Source organism: Tumebacillus permanentifrigoris (assembly GCF_003148565.1).
GTDB classification, from domain to species: Bacteria; Bacillota; Bacilli; order Tumebacillales; family Tumebacillaceae; genus Tumebacillus; species Tumebacillus permanentifrigoris.
In genome coordinates, this window is sequence record NZ_QGGL01000003.1 from 1 (window position 1) to 16,844 (window position 16,844).

At 55.7% G+C, this 16,844-nt stretch carries 15 protein-coding genes; 14 read left to right on the forward strand and 1 reads right to left on the reverse strand.

What is annotated here, in order from left to right; translation table 11 throughout:
* Positions 1–244 precede the first annotated feature (244 nt).
* The 14 genes from C7459_RS03875 to C7459_RS03940 all read left to right on the forward strand — a co-directional run bounded on the left by C7459_RS03875 (position 245) and on the right by C7459_RS03940 (position 16,148).
* Positions 245–2,596 carry a M4 family metallopeptidase gene (locus C7459_RS03875; RefSeq protein WP_109686557.1) on the forward strand — a complete coding sequence of 784 codons (2,352 nt, stop codon included), beginning with the start codon at positions 245–247 and terminating at the stop codon, positions 2,594–2,596.
* 264 nt (positions 2,597–2,860) lie between these two features.
* A complete protein-coding gene (locus C7459_RS03880; protein WP_109686559.1) occupies positions 2,861–4,528 on the forward strand; it encodes a ribonuclease J in 1,668 nt (555 codons plus the stop codon).
* A 110-nt stretch (positions 4,529–4,638) separates the two neighbouring features.
* Positions 4,639–5,430: a ClpP family protease gene (locus tag C7459_RS03885; RefSeq protein ID WP_425450715.1), complete on the forward strand. Its 792-nt coding sequence runs from the start codon at positions 4,639–4,641 to the stop codon at positions 5,428–5,430.
* Positions 5,430–5,648 carry a YlzJ-like family protein gene (locus tag C7459_RS03890; RefSeq protein ID WP_109686561.1) on the forward strand — a complete coding sequence of 73 codons (219 nt, stop codon included), beginning with the start codon at positions 5,430–5,432 and terminating at the stop codon, positions 5,646–5,648. Before C7459_RS03885 ends, C7459_RS03890 begins: the two co-directional genes overlap by 1 nt.
* A 25-nt stretch (positions 5,649–5,673) precedes the next feature.
* Complete coding sequence (locus C7459_RS03895; RefSeq protein ID WP_109686563.1) at positions 5,674–5,889, forward strand: hypothetical protein; 216 nt, start codon at positions 5,674–5,676, stop codon at positions 5,887–5,889.
* A gap of 124 nt (positions 5,890–6,013) precedes the next feature.
* A complete protein-coding gene (locus tag C7459_RS03900; protein ID WP_245884384.1) occupies positions 6,014–8,650 on the forward strand; it encodes a DNA translocase FtsK in 2,637 nt (878 codons plus the stop codon).
* A 192-nt stretch (positions 8,651–8,842) separates the two neighbouring features.
* Positions 8,843–9,532, forward strand: a complete 690-nt coding sequence (locus C7459_RS03905) for a GntR family transcriptional regulator (RefSeq protein WP_109687057.1) — start codon at positions 8,843–8,845, stop codon at positions 9,530–9,532.
* Positions 9,533–9,656: 124 nt separating this feature from the next.
* Positions 9,657–10,718 (forward strand): BMP family lipoprotein, encoded by a 1,062-nt coding sequence (locus C7459_RS03910; protein WP_109686565.1) that lies wholly within the window; start codon positions 9,657–9,659, stop codon positions 10,716–10,718.
* A gap of 81 nt (positions 10,719–10,799) precedes the next feature.
* Complete coding sequence (locus C7459_RS03915) at positions 10,800–12,317, forward strand: ABC transporter ATP-binding protein (RefSeq protein WP_109686567.1); 1,518 nt, start codon at positions 10,800–10,802, stop codon at positions 12,315–12,317.
* 14 nt (positions 12,318–12,331) lie between these two features.
* Complete coding sequence (locus C7459_RS03920; RefSeq protein WP_109687059.1) at positions 12,332–13,381, forward strand: ABC transporter permease; 1,050 nt, start codon at positions 12,332–12,334, stop codon at positions 13,379–13,381.
* Positions 13,382–13,385: 4 nt separating this feature from the next.
* Entirely contained in the window at positions 13,386–14,354 is a 969-nt protein-coding gene (locus tag C7459_RS03925) for an ABC transporter permease (RefSeq protein ID WP_109686568.1), read from the forward strand.
* A gap of 130 nt (positions 14,355–14,484) precedes the next feature.
* Positions 14,485–15,570 carry an HD-GYP domain-containing protein gene (locus C7459_RS03930; RefSeq protein WP_109686571.1) on the forward strand — a complete coding sequence of 362 codons (1,086 nt, stop codon included), beginning with the start codon at positions 14,485–14,487 and terminating at the stop codon, positions 15,568–15,570.
* Between the two features lie 62 nt (positions 15,571–15,632).
* On the forward strand, positions 15,633–15,836 hold the full coding sequence (locus tag C7459_RS03935) for a helix-turn-helix domain-containing protein (RefSeq protein WP_170119247.1): 204 nt from the start codon (positions 15,633–15,635) through the stop codon (positions 15,834–15,836).
* Positions 15,837–15,962: 126 nt separating this feature from the next.
* Positions 15,963–16,148: a hypothetical protein gene (locus tag C7459_RS03940; protein WP_109686574.1), complete on the forward strand. Its 186-nt coding sequence runs from the start codon at positions 15,963–15,965 to the stop codon at positions 16,146–16,148.
* 163 nt (positions 16,149–16,311) lie between these two features.
* Here the strand turns inward: C7459_RS03940 and C7459_RS03945 are convergent, their stop codons facing one another.
* Complete coding sequence (locus C7459_RS03945; RefSeq protein ID WP_109686576.1) at positions 16,312–16,662, reverse strand: hypothetical protein; 351 nt, start codon at positions 16,660–16,662, stop codon at positions 16,312–16,314.
* Between the last annotated feature and the right edge of the window lie 182 nt (positions 16,663–16,844).

A 16,844-nucleotide genomic window follows, 5' to 3' on the forward strand; every position in this document is an offset into this window, starting at 1 on the left:
CAACTTAAACTAAACAAGCTGACGCCTGTCGAATACAGGCGCCAGCTTGCGGCTTAGGGTCTTTTTTCACTGTCTACAAAATGGGGTCTTGACCATGCTGTGGTTGGGTGTTTTTTTATACGAATTCTGAAAAAAGAGTAAAAATCTTCGAAAAAATCTTTACATATCATTTGTTTTATCATATATTTATAACAATCAGATTGAGCAACTAAAACGATAGCTAAAATCAAAGGGAGGTTCATTCATGAACACAAAACGTTGGACAGCGCTGGCCGTTGTCTCGGCACTGGTATTTGCAGTGGCGACGACCGGTTCCTCCGCAACCGCAGCTGGGCTTGGCAAAGACAAAGCAATCGACAAGAAACTGAAACAAGGTACCGTGGTAGCGAAGATCTCTGCCGACTCCAAAGGCAAGGAAAGCATCTCTTGGAACAACGAAAAAGGCGTTCCGAGCTTTGTAACGGGTAAAGTATCCGCGAAAAAACTCAACAATGCCAGCGATGCTACTGCGATTCTTGAGGAAAACAAAGACCTGTTCGATATGCAGTCTGTCGTGGATGAACTGAAACTGGACGTTCAATCCACCGACACCTTGAACACCAAGATGTTCAAGTTCCAACAAGTCTACAAAGGCGTCCCGGTCTTTGGCAACGAGCTGATCCTGCACGCTGACAAAAACGGCGATGCTTCCTCGATCAACGGTTACTACGACCCGGAAGTCAAAATCAAGGGTCTGAATACGAAGGCGAAACTCTCCAGCACCGATGCGCTGAACAAAGCGAAGGCTGACACCGGCCTGACGGATGTGAAAAACTTCGACCTCTCGTCGTCGGATCTCTACATCTACCAAGCGCCTGACAAAGCCCACCACCTCGCGTACCTCGTCACGCTCTCCACGCTGGAGAACAACTCCCCGGCGTACTGGCAAGTGTTCGTCGACGCGCATGATGGTTCGATCCTGAACAAAATCGACAAAGTCGAATTCGCAGCAGCTGTCGGTTCCGGCACGGGTGTACTCAACGACACCAAGTCGCTGAACACCGATTCCTATGCGAGCGGCTACTACCTGCGCGACCTGACCAAGCCGATGTTCGCGACCGGTGGCAAGATCGAAACCTACACCGCAGCGAACGGCACCACGTTGCCGGGCACACTGATGACCGACACCGACAACGTCTGGACGGACAAAGCGGCTGTTGACGCGCATTACTACGCAGGTGTGACCTATGATTACTACTACAACAAACTGGGCCGCAACTCGTTTGACAACGCGGGTGCCACGATGAAACAAACCGTTCACTACAGCTCCAGCTACAACAACGCGTTCTGGAATGGTACGCAGATGGTGTATGGGGATGGCGACGGCTCGACGTTCATCGCGTTCTCTGGCTCTGCTGACGTTGTCGGCCACGAAATTACGCACGCTGTCACCGAACGCAGTGCAAACCTGGTCTACTCCTACCAATCCGGCGCGCTCAATGAGTCCTGGTCGGACGCGATGGGCAACCTGATCGAAAACAAAGCGGACAACAACTGGCTGGTCGGTGAAGATATCTACACACCGGGTACGGCAGGGGATGCGTTGCGTTCGATGTCCAACCCGGGCGCTTATGGCGATCCGGCGAACATGTCCCAATACGTGAACACCTCGTCTGACAACGGCGGCGTGCACACCAACTCCGGGATTCCGAACAAAGCGTTCTACAACTTCGTAACCTCCGCAGGCGTCACTCGTGACAACGCGGGCAAAGTCTGGTACCGCGCTCTGACGCAGTACATGACCTCTTCCTCGCAGTTCACGGATGCACGCAGCGCGACCATCCAAGCAGCAACCGATCTGTTCGGCGCAGGTTCCACAGAAGTGACCGCAGTTACTGCTGCTTGGGACAACGTCGGCGTCGGCGCTTCGATTCCGAACACCGGTGACGCGTATGAGCCGAACGATTCGCAAGCGACCGCTTACGGCCCGATCACCTCTGGCACCGCGTATGCAGGCAAGATCAGCACCACCAGCGATAACGACTGGTTCAAATTCACCACGGCAGACGTAGGCACGATCTCGCTGTCGCTGTCCGGACTCCCGTTGGACTACGACCTCTACCTGTACAATTCTGCTGGTACCCAAGTCGGTAGCTCCACCAACGGCAGCACCACGGCTGAAGCGATCTCCTACTCTTCGACTGCTGCGGGCACGTACTACGCAAAAGTCATCGGTTACAACGGCGCGAACAGCAACACCGCCTACTCGCTGACCGCTACGTACCCGAACTCCGCTCCGACTGGCTCCTGGAAATACGAGACGCTGGCGTTCAACACCCCGCATCCGTACACCAATAGCTACACCGGCGCAACCCACACCTACACCAAACCGGGCGCAACCAAAGTCGGTCTGCACTTCTCCCGCTTTGAAACCGAGTCTGGTTACGACTTCGTGTACATCAAGGACAAAGCAGGCGTCACCAAGTACACCTACAGCGGTACCAAAGCGGCATTCTGGATCTACGTTGATGGGGACACGATCTCTGCGAACCTGAAAACCGATGGCAGCGTCACCGCTTGGGGCTACTCGATCGACCAAGTTGAGTACTACAACTAATACGTTTTGACCAAAAAGCCGCCTCATGCTTCCAATTTGGAAGCAGAGGCGGCTTTTTTCTATATAAATCACCACGGTGCGGGACATAGTAAATCTAACAGCACTAGTAAGGGGGAGGCGACGCGGAAATACTGGGTACAGGTTCTCTTGTAACGAAAGATGGGTTCATGTATAATATTTACCAAGTGACTGGTACGGGTTTCTGGTGACACGAACTAGGACAAGTGGTAGAAATACGGTTTTTTTCATAACGGAGGTGTAGATTTGAGCAAGACGAACAACAAATTGTCGATTATTCCGTTGGGCGGCGTAGGGGAAATCGGCAAGAACATGACAGCCTACGTATTCGGTAATGACATCATCGTAGTAGACACGGGGCTCAAGTTCCCAGAGGAAGAAATGCTCGGGATCGACATCGTCATCCCGGACATCACGTATTTGATCGAGAACAAAAACAAAATCCGCGGGGTCTTCCTGACCCACGGCCATGAGGACCACATCGGCGGTCTTCCGTACTTCCTGAAGCACATCAACGTTCCGGTGTACGCAACTCGACTGACGCTCGGTCTGGTAGAGGGCAAGCTGCGGGAACACAATCTCTTGGATGTCACCAAGCTCATCACCATCACCCCACGCGTGGGGATCAAGGCGGGGGTCTTTACCGTCACTCCGTTCCTGAACAATCACTCCATCCCGGACACGGTCGGTTTCGCAATCGACACGCCGGAGGGGATTATCGTACACACCGGGGACTTCAAGTTCGACTTCACTCCGGTTGACGGCCAACATGCGGATATGTACATGCTGGCTGCACTGGGGGAGAAGGGCGTCCTCGCGATGCTCTCCGATTCCACCAACGCAGAACGCCCGGGCTTCACCATGTCCGAGCGTGTCGTTGGGCAAACGATCGATGACGCGTTCCGCCAAGCAGAACGCCGCATCATCCTCGCGACCTTCGCATCCAACCTGCACCGGATTCAACAAGTGTTCGAATCCGCTGAGAAGTTCGGCCGCAAAGTCGCCGTGGTCGGTCGTTCGATGGTCAACAACATCAACGTCGCGATGGAGCTCGGCTACTTGCATGTAGTCAAGGGCACGCTGATCGACGCGGATGACATCAACAAACTCCCGGCAGATAAAGTCGTGATCCTCTCGACCGGTTCCCAAGGTGAGGCGATGTCCGCACTGACCCGTATGGCGCGCGCGACCCACCGCAAAGTGGAGATCATGCCGGGCGACACGGTCATCATCGCGTCCTCTCCGATCCCAGGCAACGAAAAATACGTATCGCGCACGATCGACCAACTGTTCAAGATCGGTGCGAAAGTCATCTACCAATCCGTTTCCGGCGTCCACGTCTCCGGTCACGCCAGCCAAGAAGAGCTGAAACTGATGCTCTCGCTGGTTCGTCCGAAGTACTTCGTCCCGGTACACGGTGAATACCGGATGCTCAAAAAGCATATCGAGCTGGCGGTTGGCACGGGTGTTGATCCGGACAATTGCTTCATCGTCGAAATTGGCGATCAGATCGAACTGCAAAATGGCAAGGCGCGCATCGGCTCGAAAGTTCCGTCTGGCACCGTCCTCATCGACGGTCTCGGGGTCGGCGACGTCGGCAACATCGTCCTGCGTGACCGCAAACTGCTGTCCCAAGACGGGATTCTCGTCGTGGTTGTCACGCTGTCCAAGCAGGACGGCACGATCCTCTCCGGTCCGGACATCATCTCGCGTGGTTTCGTCTACGTTCGCGAATCTGAGCAACTGCTCGAAGAAGCGAACAAGATCGTCACCGGCACCTTGCAACGGATGGTCTCGGAGAACGTCAGCGAATGGTCTTCGCTCAAAACAGGCGTGCGCGAAGCGCTCAGCCGTTTCCTCTATGAGCAAACTCGCCGTCGTCCGATGATCCTGCCGATCATCATGGAAGTCTAATTCAATCGTGTAATTCAATCCGGCTCCTCTCTGTGAGGAGCCGGATTTTTTTGCATGAACAGGGGCGAGGTGGTCATACTACTCACGAGAACGATGAGGAGAGTGGTCACATGCAAGAATGGTTGAATGGGAAGATGGATATGCCCCCCGGCATCATCCCGCCGGCTGGACCGCAGACACCGCCCCCAGGCATGCCTCCTATGGACATGCCGATCGTGAAAGGGCCGGTAGACAACATCGAAGCGCTCGGCACCCCGACCGTCCCAGATACGGGGGCTTCGAATATTTACTGCATCTCGGTGATCGGGCAGGTCGAAGGGCATGTCGTCCTCCCGCCGCAAAACAAAACCACCAAGTACGAACACGTCATCCCGCAACTGGTTGGTGCGGAACAAGATAAAAAGATCGAAGGCGTACTGATCATCCTGAACACCGTCGGCGGCGATGTCGAGGCCGGTCTGGCGCTGGCAGAAATGATCGCCTCGCTGAGCAAGCCGACCGTCACACTGGTGCTCGGTGGCGGTCACTCCATCGGTGTGCCGATCGCGACGGCATCCGACTATTCGTTTATCGCGGAGACGGCGACGATGACGATTCACCCGATCCGCCTGACCGGTCTGGTCATTGGTGTGCCGCAGTCGTTTGAGTACTTAGAACGCATGCAGGAGCGCGTCGTGCGCTTTGTCACCACCCATTCGGGGATCACCGAACATCGATTCCGCGAACTGATGCTGCGAACAGGTGAACTGGCACGCGACATCGGCACGACCGTCGTAGGACGAGACGCCGTGGAGTATGGGCTGATCAACGAGATCGGCGGGATCGGACCGGCGTTGCGCAAACTCAACGGATTGATCGGCCAAGCGCGTGAAGGTTCGTACAACAAAGGGGTGATCCAGTGATGTTGATCTGGTCTGCGATGCCGGAGGAAGTCATTTTTGAAGGTATGGACACCGTGCAATACAACTGGATCGAAACGGAAGTACAGGGAGTCAAAATGGTCGTCGAGCCGCTCCCAGAGCTCCCCGGCAACGGTCGAATCGTGCGATTGCTCTGCCCGAAACCTGCATCGTACCTAAACCCGGCGTTTCAACCAGGGCAGACGATCAACCTCTTTTAACTAAACGCAACAGGAGGTAGCTACCATGTCAACAGAATCCAAACTTCGCGAAGTGACCGACAGCGGCCAGACCGTGAACATCACGCTCTCGAACAACAAGCCGCATCTCTCCGACGGAGAGGGTGTACAAGTGGTAACCGGTCGAATCGTATCGACGAACTCCCCGGATGTGGTACAAGTACAGCAGACTGACGGGGCTCCGGTGCCCGTTCCGGTTTCTCGTATCTTGATCATCGAGTAAGTGCGTGTAAAAAAGTCGTCTGCCACCTTGCAGACGGCTTTTTATTTCGCGCGTGTTTGGAGGAAAATGGGGGTAGGCGGGAGAAATGGTAAGAGTGATTCTGAAAGTGGAACGAGGCGAGTTCATGGCAAGAGCGAAAGTCAAAACCAAACCGAAAAATCAAGGCGGGAGCAAGATCGACCAGGCCAAGAACTTTCTCAAATACGAAATCATCGGTCTCGCGCTGATCGCGATGGCGATATTGGGATTGGCCGCCTCCGGGTCGGTTGGACGCATTATCGATTATGTGTTCATCCTGCTAGGGGGCAACTGGGATTGGTTGCTCGAATGGTACTTGATCTATTGTGCGCTCTACATCATGGTCAAGCGTGAACGGATCAAGTTGACAGCCCGGCAGTGGGGCGTCGCGCTGTTCATGGTGGTGATCTTGACGTGGTCGCATCTCAATTTGTATGACACGTTGAACAAAGGGCACTTCAAGGAACCACCGAACATGTGGAGTGCCACGATCGACCGGATCTCCGCACAAGCGAATTACAACACAGAGGTGCCCGTCAATAAAGTCGGCGTCGCCCAACCGAAGCCGTCTGCGGGCGGTGGGCTGACAGGCTATGTCGTGTTCCAGTCGACACACTACCTCTTTGACACGGCGGGCACGCTCTTCGTACTGGTGATTGGCGGTCTGATCTCGATCCTGCTCGTCACCAAGCGATCGCTGGTGCAAATGCTTGGGAGCGGCAAGAACCGTGCAGCCAAGCGCATGTCTGGCTATTGGGAAGCGGTGCGGGATTGGCCGAGCCTGTTGCGCGAACGCCAAGAAGCGCGCCGTGAGGAAAAAGCGGAGCGTGACGCAGAGCGTGCGGAGCCGAGCTCAGAAGTCGACGACAAGCCCCAAAAGCCCAAGAAAAAAGACAATGTCATCTCGATTCGACAAGACACGCCGCCTTGGGATGTTGGCGAGGACGAGCATGCGGTCGTCGCAGAGGTTGACGTGCAAGAGATCGCGTCCTCCCCGAAGCTTTCGGAGGCAGCCGATGCAGAACTCGGCTTCACCGTGCGCAGTTTTGCCGACCAACTGATCCGCGAGCAGCAGTGGGAGACCGATGCGACTCCTGATGAGTCCTCGTCGATCGAACTGCCGCGCTTCATCCAAGCGACAGACTCACCGCAGATCAAGGTGCAATTCCCGACGGAGCCGTTCGCGAAACCGACACCGGACGCACCGAAACTACCGACCGTCCCGACGATGCCTGTCAAGGGCGTGCCAGGTGAAGTGGAGTCGGACGCTGCTGTCAAACTCGATTTCACCCCGGCAGTCGAGGACCCTTACGAGGTCCCGCCGATGTCACTGCTCGATCTGCCAAAAAACGGCCCCGCCCGCGTAGGGGTCAACGCCGTCAAGTCGAACGCGCGCAAGCTGGAGCAGACCTTTGAGAGTTTCGGCGTGCAAGTCAAAGTGATCAACGCCCAGATCGGCCCGACTGTCACCCAGTACGAAGTGCAGCCGGCTGTCGGGGTCAAGGTCTCGAAGATCGTCAACCTCTCCGACGACATCGCGCTGGCGCTGGCGGCGAAGGACATTCGGATCGAGGCCCCGATCCCTGGCAAGTCTGCCGTCGGGATCGAAGTGCCCAACTCCGAAGTCGCGATCGTCACGTTGCGCGAAGTCTTGGAGACGCCGGAATTCCTGCAGAGCGACAACAAACTGAGCGTCGTGCTCGGTCGCGACATCTCTGGACAGCCGATCGTCGGCAACCTCGCGAAGATGCCACACGTTCTCGTCGCCGGAGCAACAGGGTCTGGCAAGTCGGTCTGTGTCAACGGGATCATCACCTCGATTCTCTACAAGGCCAAACCGTCCGAAGTCAAGTTCATCATGGTCGACCCGAAAATGGTCGAGCTGAACGTCTACAACGGCATCCCGCACCTGATGGCACCGGTCGTCACCGACCCGCGCCGTGCGGCGTATGCACTGAAAAAAGTCGTAGCGGAAATGGAGCATCGCTACGAGCTGTTCTCGAAAACCGGCATGCGCAACATGGATGGCTACAACGCGATGATGGTAGAAAAAGGCGCGCAACCGCTGCCGTACATCGTCGTGATCGTCGACGAGTTGGCCGATTTGATGATGGTCGCACCAGGGGATGTCGAGGATGCGATCTGTCGTCTGGCGCAGATGGCGCGGGCGGCGGGCATCCACATGATCATCGCCACCCAGCGTCCGTCGGTCGATGTCATCACGGGCGTGATCAAGGCGAACATTCCGTCCCGCATCGCCTTCGCCGTCTCGTCGCAAGTGGACTCGCGCACGATCCTCGACGGATCGGGTGCTGAGAAACTGCTGGGGCGCGGGGACATGCTCTATCTGCCGGTCGGTGCGTCCAAGCCGGTGCGGGTGCAGGGCGCATTTCTCTCCGACTCCGAAGTTGAGCGCGTCGTCTCCTACGCCAAAGCACAGGGCGAGGCGAACTACACGGTCGATTTGAGCGGCCCGACTGCGGAGGAGGACAAAGCGCAAAGCGATGCCGATCTCGACGATCTGTTCTACGACGCGGTCACGCTGATCACCGACACACAACAGGCGTCCGTCTCGCTGTTGCAACGCAAACTCAAAGTCGGCTATGCCCGCGCAGCGCGGCTGGTCGACCAGATGGAAGACCGTGGATTTGTCGGCCCGTTTGAAGGCAGCAAGCCACGCGAAGTGCGCGTCACCCGCGATCAATGGGCGATGATGCAGCAAGGAGGAGCGACTTCCGAATGAATCGGAAGTCGCTTTTTTTGCGAGAATATGTATGGGAAGGTAAAGATTAGTATTTAGAATTTTTCTTTTTTGTAAAGATGCTAAAAATATCTGGCGTACTAAGGTCGAAACTTGTAGAATAGGTATGGTGTCAGACATCTGACCGGAGGGGTTACTGTGAATCATATACGTCCGGACACACGTCCACTGTACATGCTGGTCATCGATCGCATCAAGGAACTTTCAAGTAGTGGGGAATGGTCACCAGGAACCCGCTTGCCCTCTGAGTTTGAACTTGCCAAGCAGTTTGGCGTCTCGCGTGCTACGTTGCGCGAAGCGTTGCGGGTGTTGGAGGAGGAAGGTCTGGTAGTGCGACGTCACGGGGTCGGCACGTTCCTCGCGGAACGTTCGGTCGTGCGGGCGGGGATTGAGCAACTGTTCAGTGTCACGGAGTGGATCGAACGAGCCAACCGTGTGCCGGGTACTGTCGAGAAGCAGGTCGGGGAGATGTTGCCCACCGAGCAAGATCGCGACCGACTCGGACTCAGTGAGCGGGAATCGATCCTGTGTATGACGCGCATCCGCACCGCTGACGGCGATCCTGTCGTCTACTGTGAAGACCGCATCCCGACCCGGGTGCTCCGCCACGGTTGGAGAGGGTTTGACGGTTCACTGTTTGAGTTGTTGGAAGCGGCCGGTCGTCCGATTGCATACGCGCAGACGGAGATCAAGCCGGTAGCGTACCACGACACCGTGTTTCCGGCCTTGGATGTTCCTGCAGGCGAGGCGTTGCTGTTGCTTGAGCAATTGCACTTCGATGCGAACGACCAACCGGTGCTGTTGTCCTCGAATTACTTCCGAACCGACACGTTCCATTTCCATGTTCTACGCCGCCGTCCTTGACGGGTAGAGAGAGAGAATGCAAGATTAAGGCAAGACATGGGAACCCTACTTTCAAGTACATACGCGAGAGATGATCTGAACCAAGCAAGCCACTATACCACGTAAAAGTGAGGGACAAAACAGGATGAAAGCGAAAAAAGTACTAGGCCTTGCAGTGACAAGCGTTTTGGCGGCGTCTCTGGTAGCCGGTTGTGGCACTTCCGACAAGAGCACAGACAATGCTACGGGTACTGGCACGACCGGAGCAGGCGACAAAAAAATGACCGTTGCAATGGTAACCGACGTGGGCGGCATCCACGATAACTCCTTCAACCAATCGGCCAACGAAGGTCTCGTCAAAGCGGAGAAGGAACTCGGAATTACGAAAAAAGTCGCTGAATCCCATCGCGCCGAAGACTACACACCGAACTTGACATCTTATGTAAAAGGCAACGCGGACCTCACCTGGGGCATCGGCTTCCTGATGGCAGATGACATCAAAAAAGTCGCACAGGCAAACCCGAATTCCAAACTCGGCATCATCGACTCCGACCTCGGCGGCGAGATCCCGAAAAACGTAGCAGCGATCACCTTTAAGGAAGAAGAAGGTTCCTTCCTGATGGGCGTCCTCGCAGCCAAGATGTCCAAATCCCACAAAGTAGGCTTTGTCGGCGGCGTGAAGTTCGCGCTGATCGAGAAGTTCGAATATGGTTTCAAAGCGGGTGTCAAAGCGGTTGACCCGACGGCCGAAGTTACCGCCGTTTACGCAGACGCATTCGACAAGCAAGACAAAGGGAAACTGTTGGCTTCCCAACTCTACCAACAAGGCGATGACATCATCTTCCACGCAGCGGGCGCGACCGGCGACGGCGTATTCTCCGAAGCGAAGGAACGCGGCAAAGGTTTCTGGGTCATCGGGGTTGACCGTGACCAATACGAACTGGCGCCGGCGAACACGCTGTCCTCGATGGTCAAGCGCGTAGACAACGCAGTCTTCGCCGTCACCAAAGACTTGGGCGCCAACAAGTTCGAAGGCGGCAAAGTGACCGTTCTCGGCTTGAAGGAAGGCGGCGTCGATTACGCTGCGACCACCGAGAAAAACACGCCGAAGGACGTCATCACCTTGATGGATTCCTACAAAACCAAAATCATCAACGGCGAAATCAAAGTTCCGGCGACCGCTGATGAGTTCAAAAACTTCAAGTAAGCTGTGACTCCAAGACAAGGCTGGTGGGCAAACACTGGCCTTGTTTTTGGATCATGCCCCGTAAAGCAGGGAGGGAATGCTATGCCGGCTGTCGTCGAAATGCTGGGGATCACCAAGCGATTCAATGGTTTTACAGCAAATGACAACATCAACTTAGTCGTAGAAAAAGGTGAGATTCACGCCCTGCTCGGAGAGAATGGAGCGGGCAAATCCACCCTCATGAATACCTTGTTCGGGCTGTACCAGCCAGAGGAGGGCGAGATCCGCATTCGTGGTGAGCGGGTCAAGATCACCGACCCGAACATGGCGAACCGCCTCGGGATCGGCATGGTCCACCAACATTTCATGCTGGTGGAGCCGTTTACCGTCACCGAGAACATCATCCTCGGCATGGAACCGAGAAAAGGCGCCAAGATCGACATCGAAAAAGCAGAGCGCCATGTGCAAGAACTCTCCGACCGCTACGGTCTGCGCGTCGATCCGCGAGCGAAGATCGAGGATATCTCGGTCGGGATGCAACAGCGCGTGGAGATTTTGAAAACGCTTTACCGAGGCGCTGAGATCTTGATTTTTGACGAGCCGACAGCGGTATTGACCCCGCAGGAGATCGGTGAATTGATGGAGATCATGAAAAACCTCGTCTCCGAGGGCAAGACGATCATCTTCATCACGCACAAGTTGAAGGAGATCATGGCGGTCTGTGACCGTTGTACGATCATCCGCAAAGGCAAGTACATCGATGCGGTTTCGATTTCGAAGACCAATGTCGATGAACTCGCGTCCAAGATGGTCGGCCGTCACGTCACCTTTGAGGTAGACAAGACCCCGGCGCATCCGAAGGAGCCGGTTTTGCAGATCAAGGACCTCGTGGTCGAAGGCAACCGTGGGGCTTCTGCTCTGCGCGGGCTGAATCTCGAAGTCAAGGCCGGCGAGATTCTCGGCATCGCTGGAATCGAAGGCAATGGGCAGACGGAGTTGATCGAAGCGATCACGGGTCTGCGCAAAGTCAAGTCCGGTTCGGTGCTGCTCAACGGCAAGCCGTTGGAGAACCGCAAGCCGCGCGAGATCGTCGAGTCGGGCGTCGGGCACATCCCGGAGGACCGCCACAAGCATGGGCTCGTCCTCGATTACTCGATCGGCGAGAACATGGTTTTGCAAACGTATTACAAGTCTCCGTTCGCCAAGCGCGGTGTCCTGCGGTACAACGCGATCTATGAATATGCCCGCAAGCTGATCCAGCAGTTCGACGTGCGCACACCAAGCGAATTCACGCCGGCGCGCGCTTTGTCTGGCGGGAACCAGCAAAAGGGGATCATCGCTCGCGAAGTCGACCGCAACCCGGATCTGCTGATCGCGGCACAACCGACGCGCGGTTTGGACGTTGGGGCCATTGAATTCATTCACAAAAAGCTGATCGAGCAGCGCGATGCAGGCAAGGCCGTGTTGTTGCTTTCGTTGGAACTTGACGAAGTTCTCAACGTCAGCGACCGCATCGCGGTCATCTATGAAGGCGAGATCGTCGGCATCGTGGACCCGGCAGAGACCGACCACGACCAACTCGGCTTGATGATGGCCGGCGGCGGCAAAGGAGGGAAATAACCATGATCAGCTCGATGCAAACCTCGCGCTGGAACGCGATTCTCGTTCCCGTGCTGGCCGTCATCCTCGGCCTTCTCGTGGGCGCGGTGCTGATGCTGCTCATGGGCTATGACCCGATTGCTGGCTACAGTTCCGTTTTCCAAGGCATTTTTGGTAACTCGTATTTTATTGGTGAAACACTGCGCGCGGTGACGCCGCTGATTTTTGCAGGTCTGGCGGTCGCGTTTGCGTTCCGCACTGGACTGTTCAACATCGGCGTTGAAGGTCAGTTTATCGTCGGGCAACTCGCGGCTGCGTGGGTGGGGGCGTCGTGGGACTTGCCACCAGGGCTCCATGCAGCAGTCGCGGTGCTGGTGGCGATGGTCGCAGCCGGTGTGTACGCAGGGATCGCCGGTTGGCTCAAAGCCCGCCTCGGCGTGCATGAAGTGATCACGACGATCATGCTCAACTATGTGGCGCTGTTCGGTTCCAACTACGTGATTCGCACGATGCTCAAGGGCGCAACAGAACGTTCCAAGGACATCCTGCCTTCTGCATCGTTGCAATCGGAATGGCTGACCAATCTGTTTGAAGGGGCGCGGATCAACTGGGGTCTGTTGCTCGCTCTGATCTTCGTGTTGATCTCCTACTGGTTGCTCATGAAGACCACGACTGGCTATGAATTGCGCGCCGTGGGCTTCAACCCGCACGCGTCCGAATATGCAGGGATGAACGTGCCCAAAAACATTTTCCTCGCGATGCTCGTCTCCGGGATGTTTGCCGGAATTGGCGGGGCGACCGACGTGCTCGGGGTCAATGGGAACATGGCGATCTCCGCCGGCTTTACCGGCATCGGGTTTGACGGGATCGCAGTCGCATTGATTGGCAACAACAACCCGTTTGGGGTGATCTTTGGCGCGTTGTTGTTCGGGGGCCTGTCGTTTGGCGCAGACAACATGCAACGGGTCGAGGGCATTCCGACGGAATCGATCCAGATCGTCATCTCGATGGTTATCTACTTCGTCGCAGCATCTTCGCTGATCAAGTGGTTGCTCGGCAAGTTCCGTCGTCGTCAGGGGGTATAGAGAAATGAACTTTACCGATATGTTGACTATCATCATCAACGGAACGATCATTTTCTCCACGCCGTTGATCCTGGCGGCGCTCGGAGGGGTTGTCAATGAACGTGCGGGTATCGTAAACATCGGTCTTGAAGGTCTCATGATCATCGGTGCATTTGCAGCGGCTGTCGTGGCGATCTGGACGGGTGAGACGTTAGGCATGCCGGGCTGGTTGGCTCCGTGGTTGGGCATTCTTGCTGCGATGCTCGCGGGTATGCTGTTCTCACTGCCGCATGCGGTCGCCTCGATCGACCTCAAGGCCGACCAAGTCGTCTCCGGTGTGGCGTTGAATATCTTTGCAGGTGGGGTTGCGCTATTTGTCGTCAAGAAACTGTTTGAAGGAGCGGGGCAGACGACGACTGTGCAGAACGTTTTCCACAAAGTCAACATCCCGTTCCTCAACGACATTCCGATCATCGGGCCTGGTTTTTTGCAGATCTACCCGACTTCGTACCTGGCCTTCCTCCTCGTCGGCATCGCCTACTGGGTGATGTACAAGACTCCGTTCGGTTTGCGCCTGCGCGCTGTTGGGGAACATCCGCGCGCGGCTGATACCGTCGGGGTCAACGTGCGCAAGATGCGTTACATGGCGGTGATCATCTCGGGGGGCCTTGCTGGACTTGGCGGCGGTACGCTGTCGATCGCGATGTCGCAGAGCTTCCAGCACTCGACGGTCTCCGGTCACGGTTTCATGGCGCTGGCGGCGATGATTTTTGGTAAATGGCACCCGGTCGGTGCGATGGGCGCAGCGCTGTTCTTTGGCCTCGCCACCGCGTTGGCCGCTTCCGGTCAGGTGCTCGGATTGACCCAATATGTGCCGAGTGAGTTCTTGAACGCACTTCCGTACCTGTTGACGATCCTCGCGCTGGCGGGCGTTGTCGGCCGCGCACAAGCACCTGCTGCATCTGGCAAACCATACGAAAAGGGCAGCCGATAAAAAAAGGGGTACGCGATAACGCGTACTCCTTTTTCTATTAACGGTGGTTAATTTCTGTCTATACACAATTTAGCGGCAATGGTATAATTCTTCTGGATAGCTTGTCATACGGTGTCGGGAGGGGTAGCGCATGATCGTTCAGGAGCGCAAGGTATACGTCACCCGTTTACAGCCCGGTGCAGTTCTGTCACGGGATGTCTACAACGAGCGGGGGCAACTGATATTGCCGCAAGGAACTGAGATGACCACCTCATTGATTGTGCGGCTCAAGCAGATGGCCACGATTGAAGTCTGGGTGGCGGAGCATATGGTGGGCCCCTCAGCGCCGTTGCCGACAGAGAGTCCGGTGCCTACGATCATCACCACGCAGCCGAAGCCTTCCTTGATGGATTGCTACAGCAATTTGATCGGGTCGGTGGAGAATTTATTTCTAGAGGCGCGGGCCGAACGGCGCATCAATTTCGAACCAACCAGACGGTTGCTCAGGGAATTGGCGGAGATCTCCTCCAAGGAATCCAATTTCCTACATCTCATCATCAATTTGCGCACGATAGACGAGTATACGTTTCAACACTCGATTGGGGTGGGGTTGCTCAGCATGCAGATTGGCGAGTGGATGGGGTTGGGCCCTTTAGAGCGTCAGGAACTGTTGATCGGCGGAACGCTGCACGATATCGGCAAGTGTCAGATTGACGCTGCGATTTTGCAGAAGCCTTCGCGCTTGACGATGGAGGAGTACGAGATCGTCAAGCACCATGCGCGGTACGGCTATGAGATCCTGCGCAATTCCGGGGTGGACGAGCGGGTTGCGGTGGCGGCCTATGAACACCATGAGCGCAATGATGGCAGTGGGTATCCGCGTGGCTTGCAACACGACCAGATCTCGCGGATCGGCCGGATCGTCGCCGTGGCCGACGTGTTCAACGCCATGACATCGCGTCGGGTTTACAAGGACGCGCTGAGTTATTATCGTGTGTTGGACGAAGTGCAAAATAACGCATTTGGAGCGCTCGACCCAGCTGTCGTCGCCCTGTTCGTGCGCAAGATGACCTCGTTTTTCGTGGGCAATCAAGTGGTGCTCAACGATGGGACAGACGGCATCGTCGTGCTGGTGCCCAACGACCGTCCGACACGACCCTTGGTGCGAACAGCGACCGGATTCGTAGATTTGCTGCAACGATCGGACTTATACATCCAAGAAGTGAGGGCGATCTAGGTCGCTCTCTTTTTTGTGGTATAATGTGGGGAACTTGTGTACTTAGGAGGAACACCATCCCCATGACCTCGCCAAACGCGTTGGATCAACTGATGAAGGAGCAACGGCTGACTTTGCAAAAAGTCTCCGAATTGACCGGCGTCTCGCCGCTCGCTCTCGAATACATGATCGAGCAAAATTCTCAGCCCAAAGCCCATGTCGCGCAGAAAGTAGCGAAGGTGCTGAACGTGCCTGTCGAACAGATCTGGCCGAAACTGGGCAAGTGACGTACATAAAAAAAGCCCCTGAGACGCTCAGGGGCTTTTTTCGCGGTCGGGGCACCAGCATGCGTAAAATAGCAGGCGCTCGCTCATGCTATCTAGAAAGCGAACGCGAGGAGGGAGGTGCTACAGGTGCGGTCGGACAGTCAAAAGATGATCAACCTGTACGAAATTCCCGTCTCCGAAGTCAAACACTTGATCGATGTGTTGAGCAACGACTTGAAGGAATACGAACAGCTCGACCACGACTTCGGTCCGGGCACAGAACGAACCTTGAAACGGCTCGTCGAGGAATTAAGCAAACACTTGGAAGCGTAGAAAGGGGGGACCGTCGTGCCGCCGTCTTTGTGGTTTTTCGCCAATTGGATCTGGGTGGCGACGATCATTGCCACCGTGGGACTGGTCGTCTATCTGATGATGTACCGCCGCCAAAAACAAAAGTAACGCAAGAAAAGCCACCGAGGATTCCTCGGTGGTCTTCTCATTGGTTCCGTTTGTTGATCCGGCCGATCATCGCTTGGTAGTACCCGATGCCGTACTCGCGCGTCTCACGGAGCAACGCGCGCACGACCGGCTCGTGCCCGCCGCGCATCAAGGTCTCAATGATGGTCTGGGTCGTAAACGGCTCGCTCATACCTTCGAGGACACCTGGATCTTGTTCCAGATCGTCCAGCCAATCGTCACTGTAGTGGGGGCCGAGTCGCTCGTGATAGGCTTTGCGATACAGGTCTTTGACCGTGAAGGGGACTTCCAAAGTTTTGAGGTAGAAGTCCAGCTGATACAGGGCTTGATCCGGCGTGTACTCGTAACGTTTTCGATGATTTTGAGCCATTCGACTACACTCCCTTCATGGCCAAGAGTTACTGATATACATATTCAGCAAAGGTGGCACACTTGCGTCTAATTCCTTGTTCGCCTCACTTGTAAAAAACTCCTGCAGAACACGATGGAATCGTAAGGTTTCCGTTTTATCGTGCGAAACGACATCGAGGATGGGCGGAGATGGGTATGAAA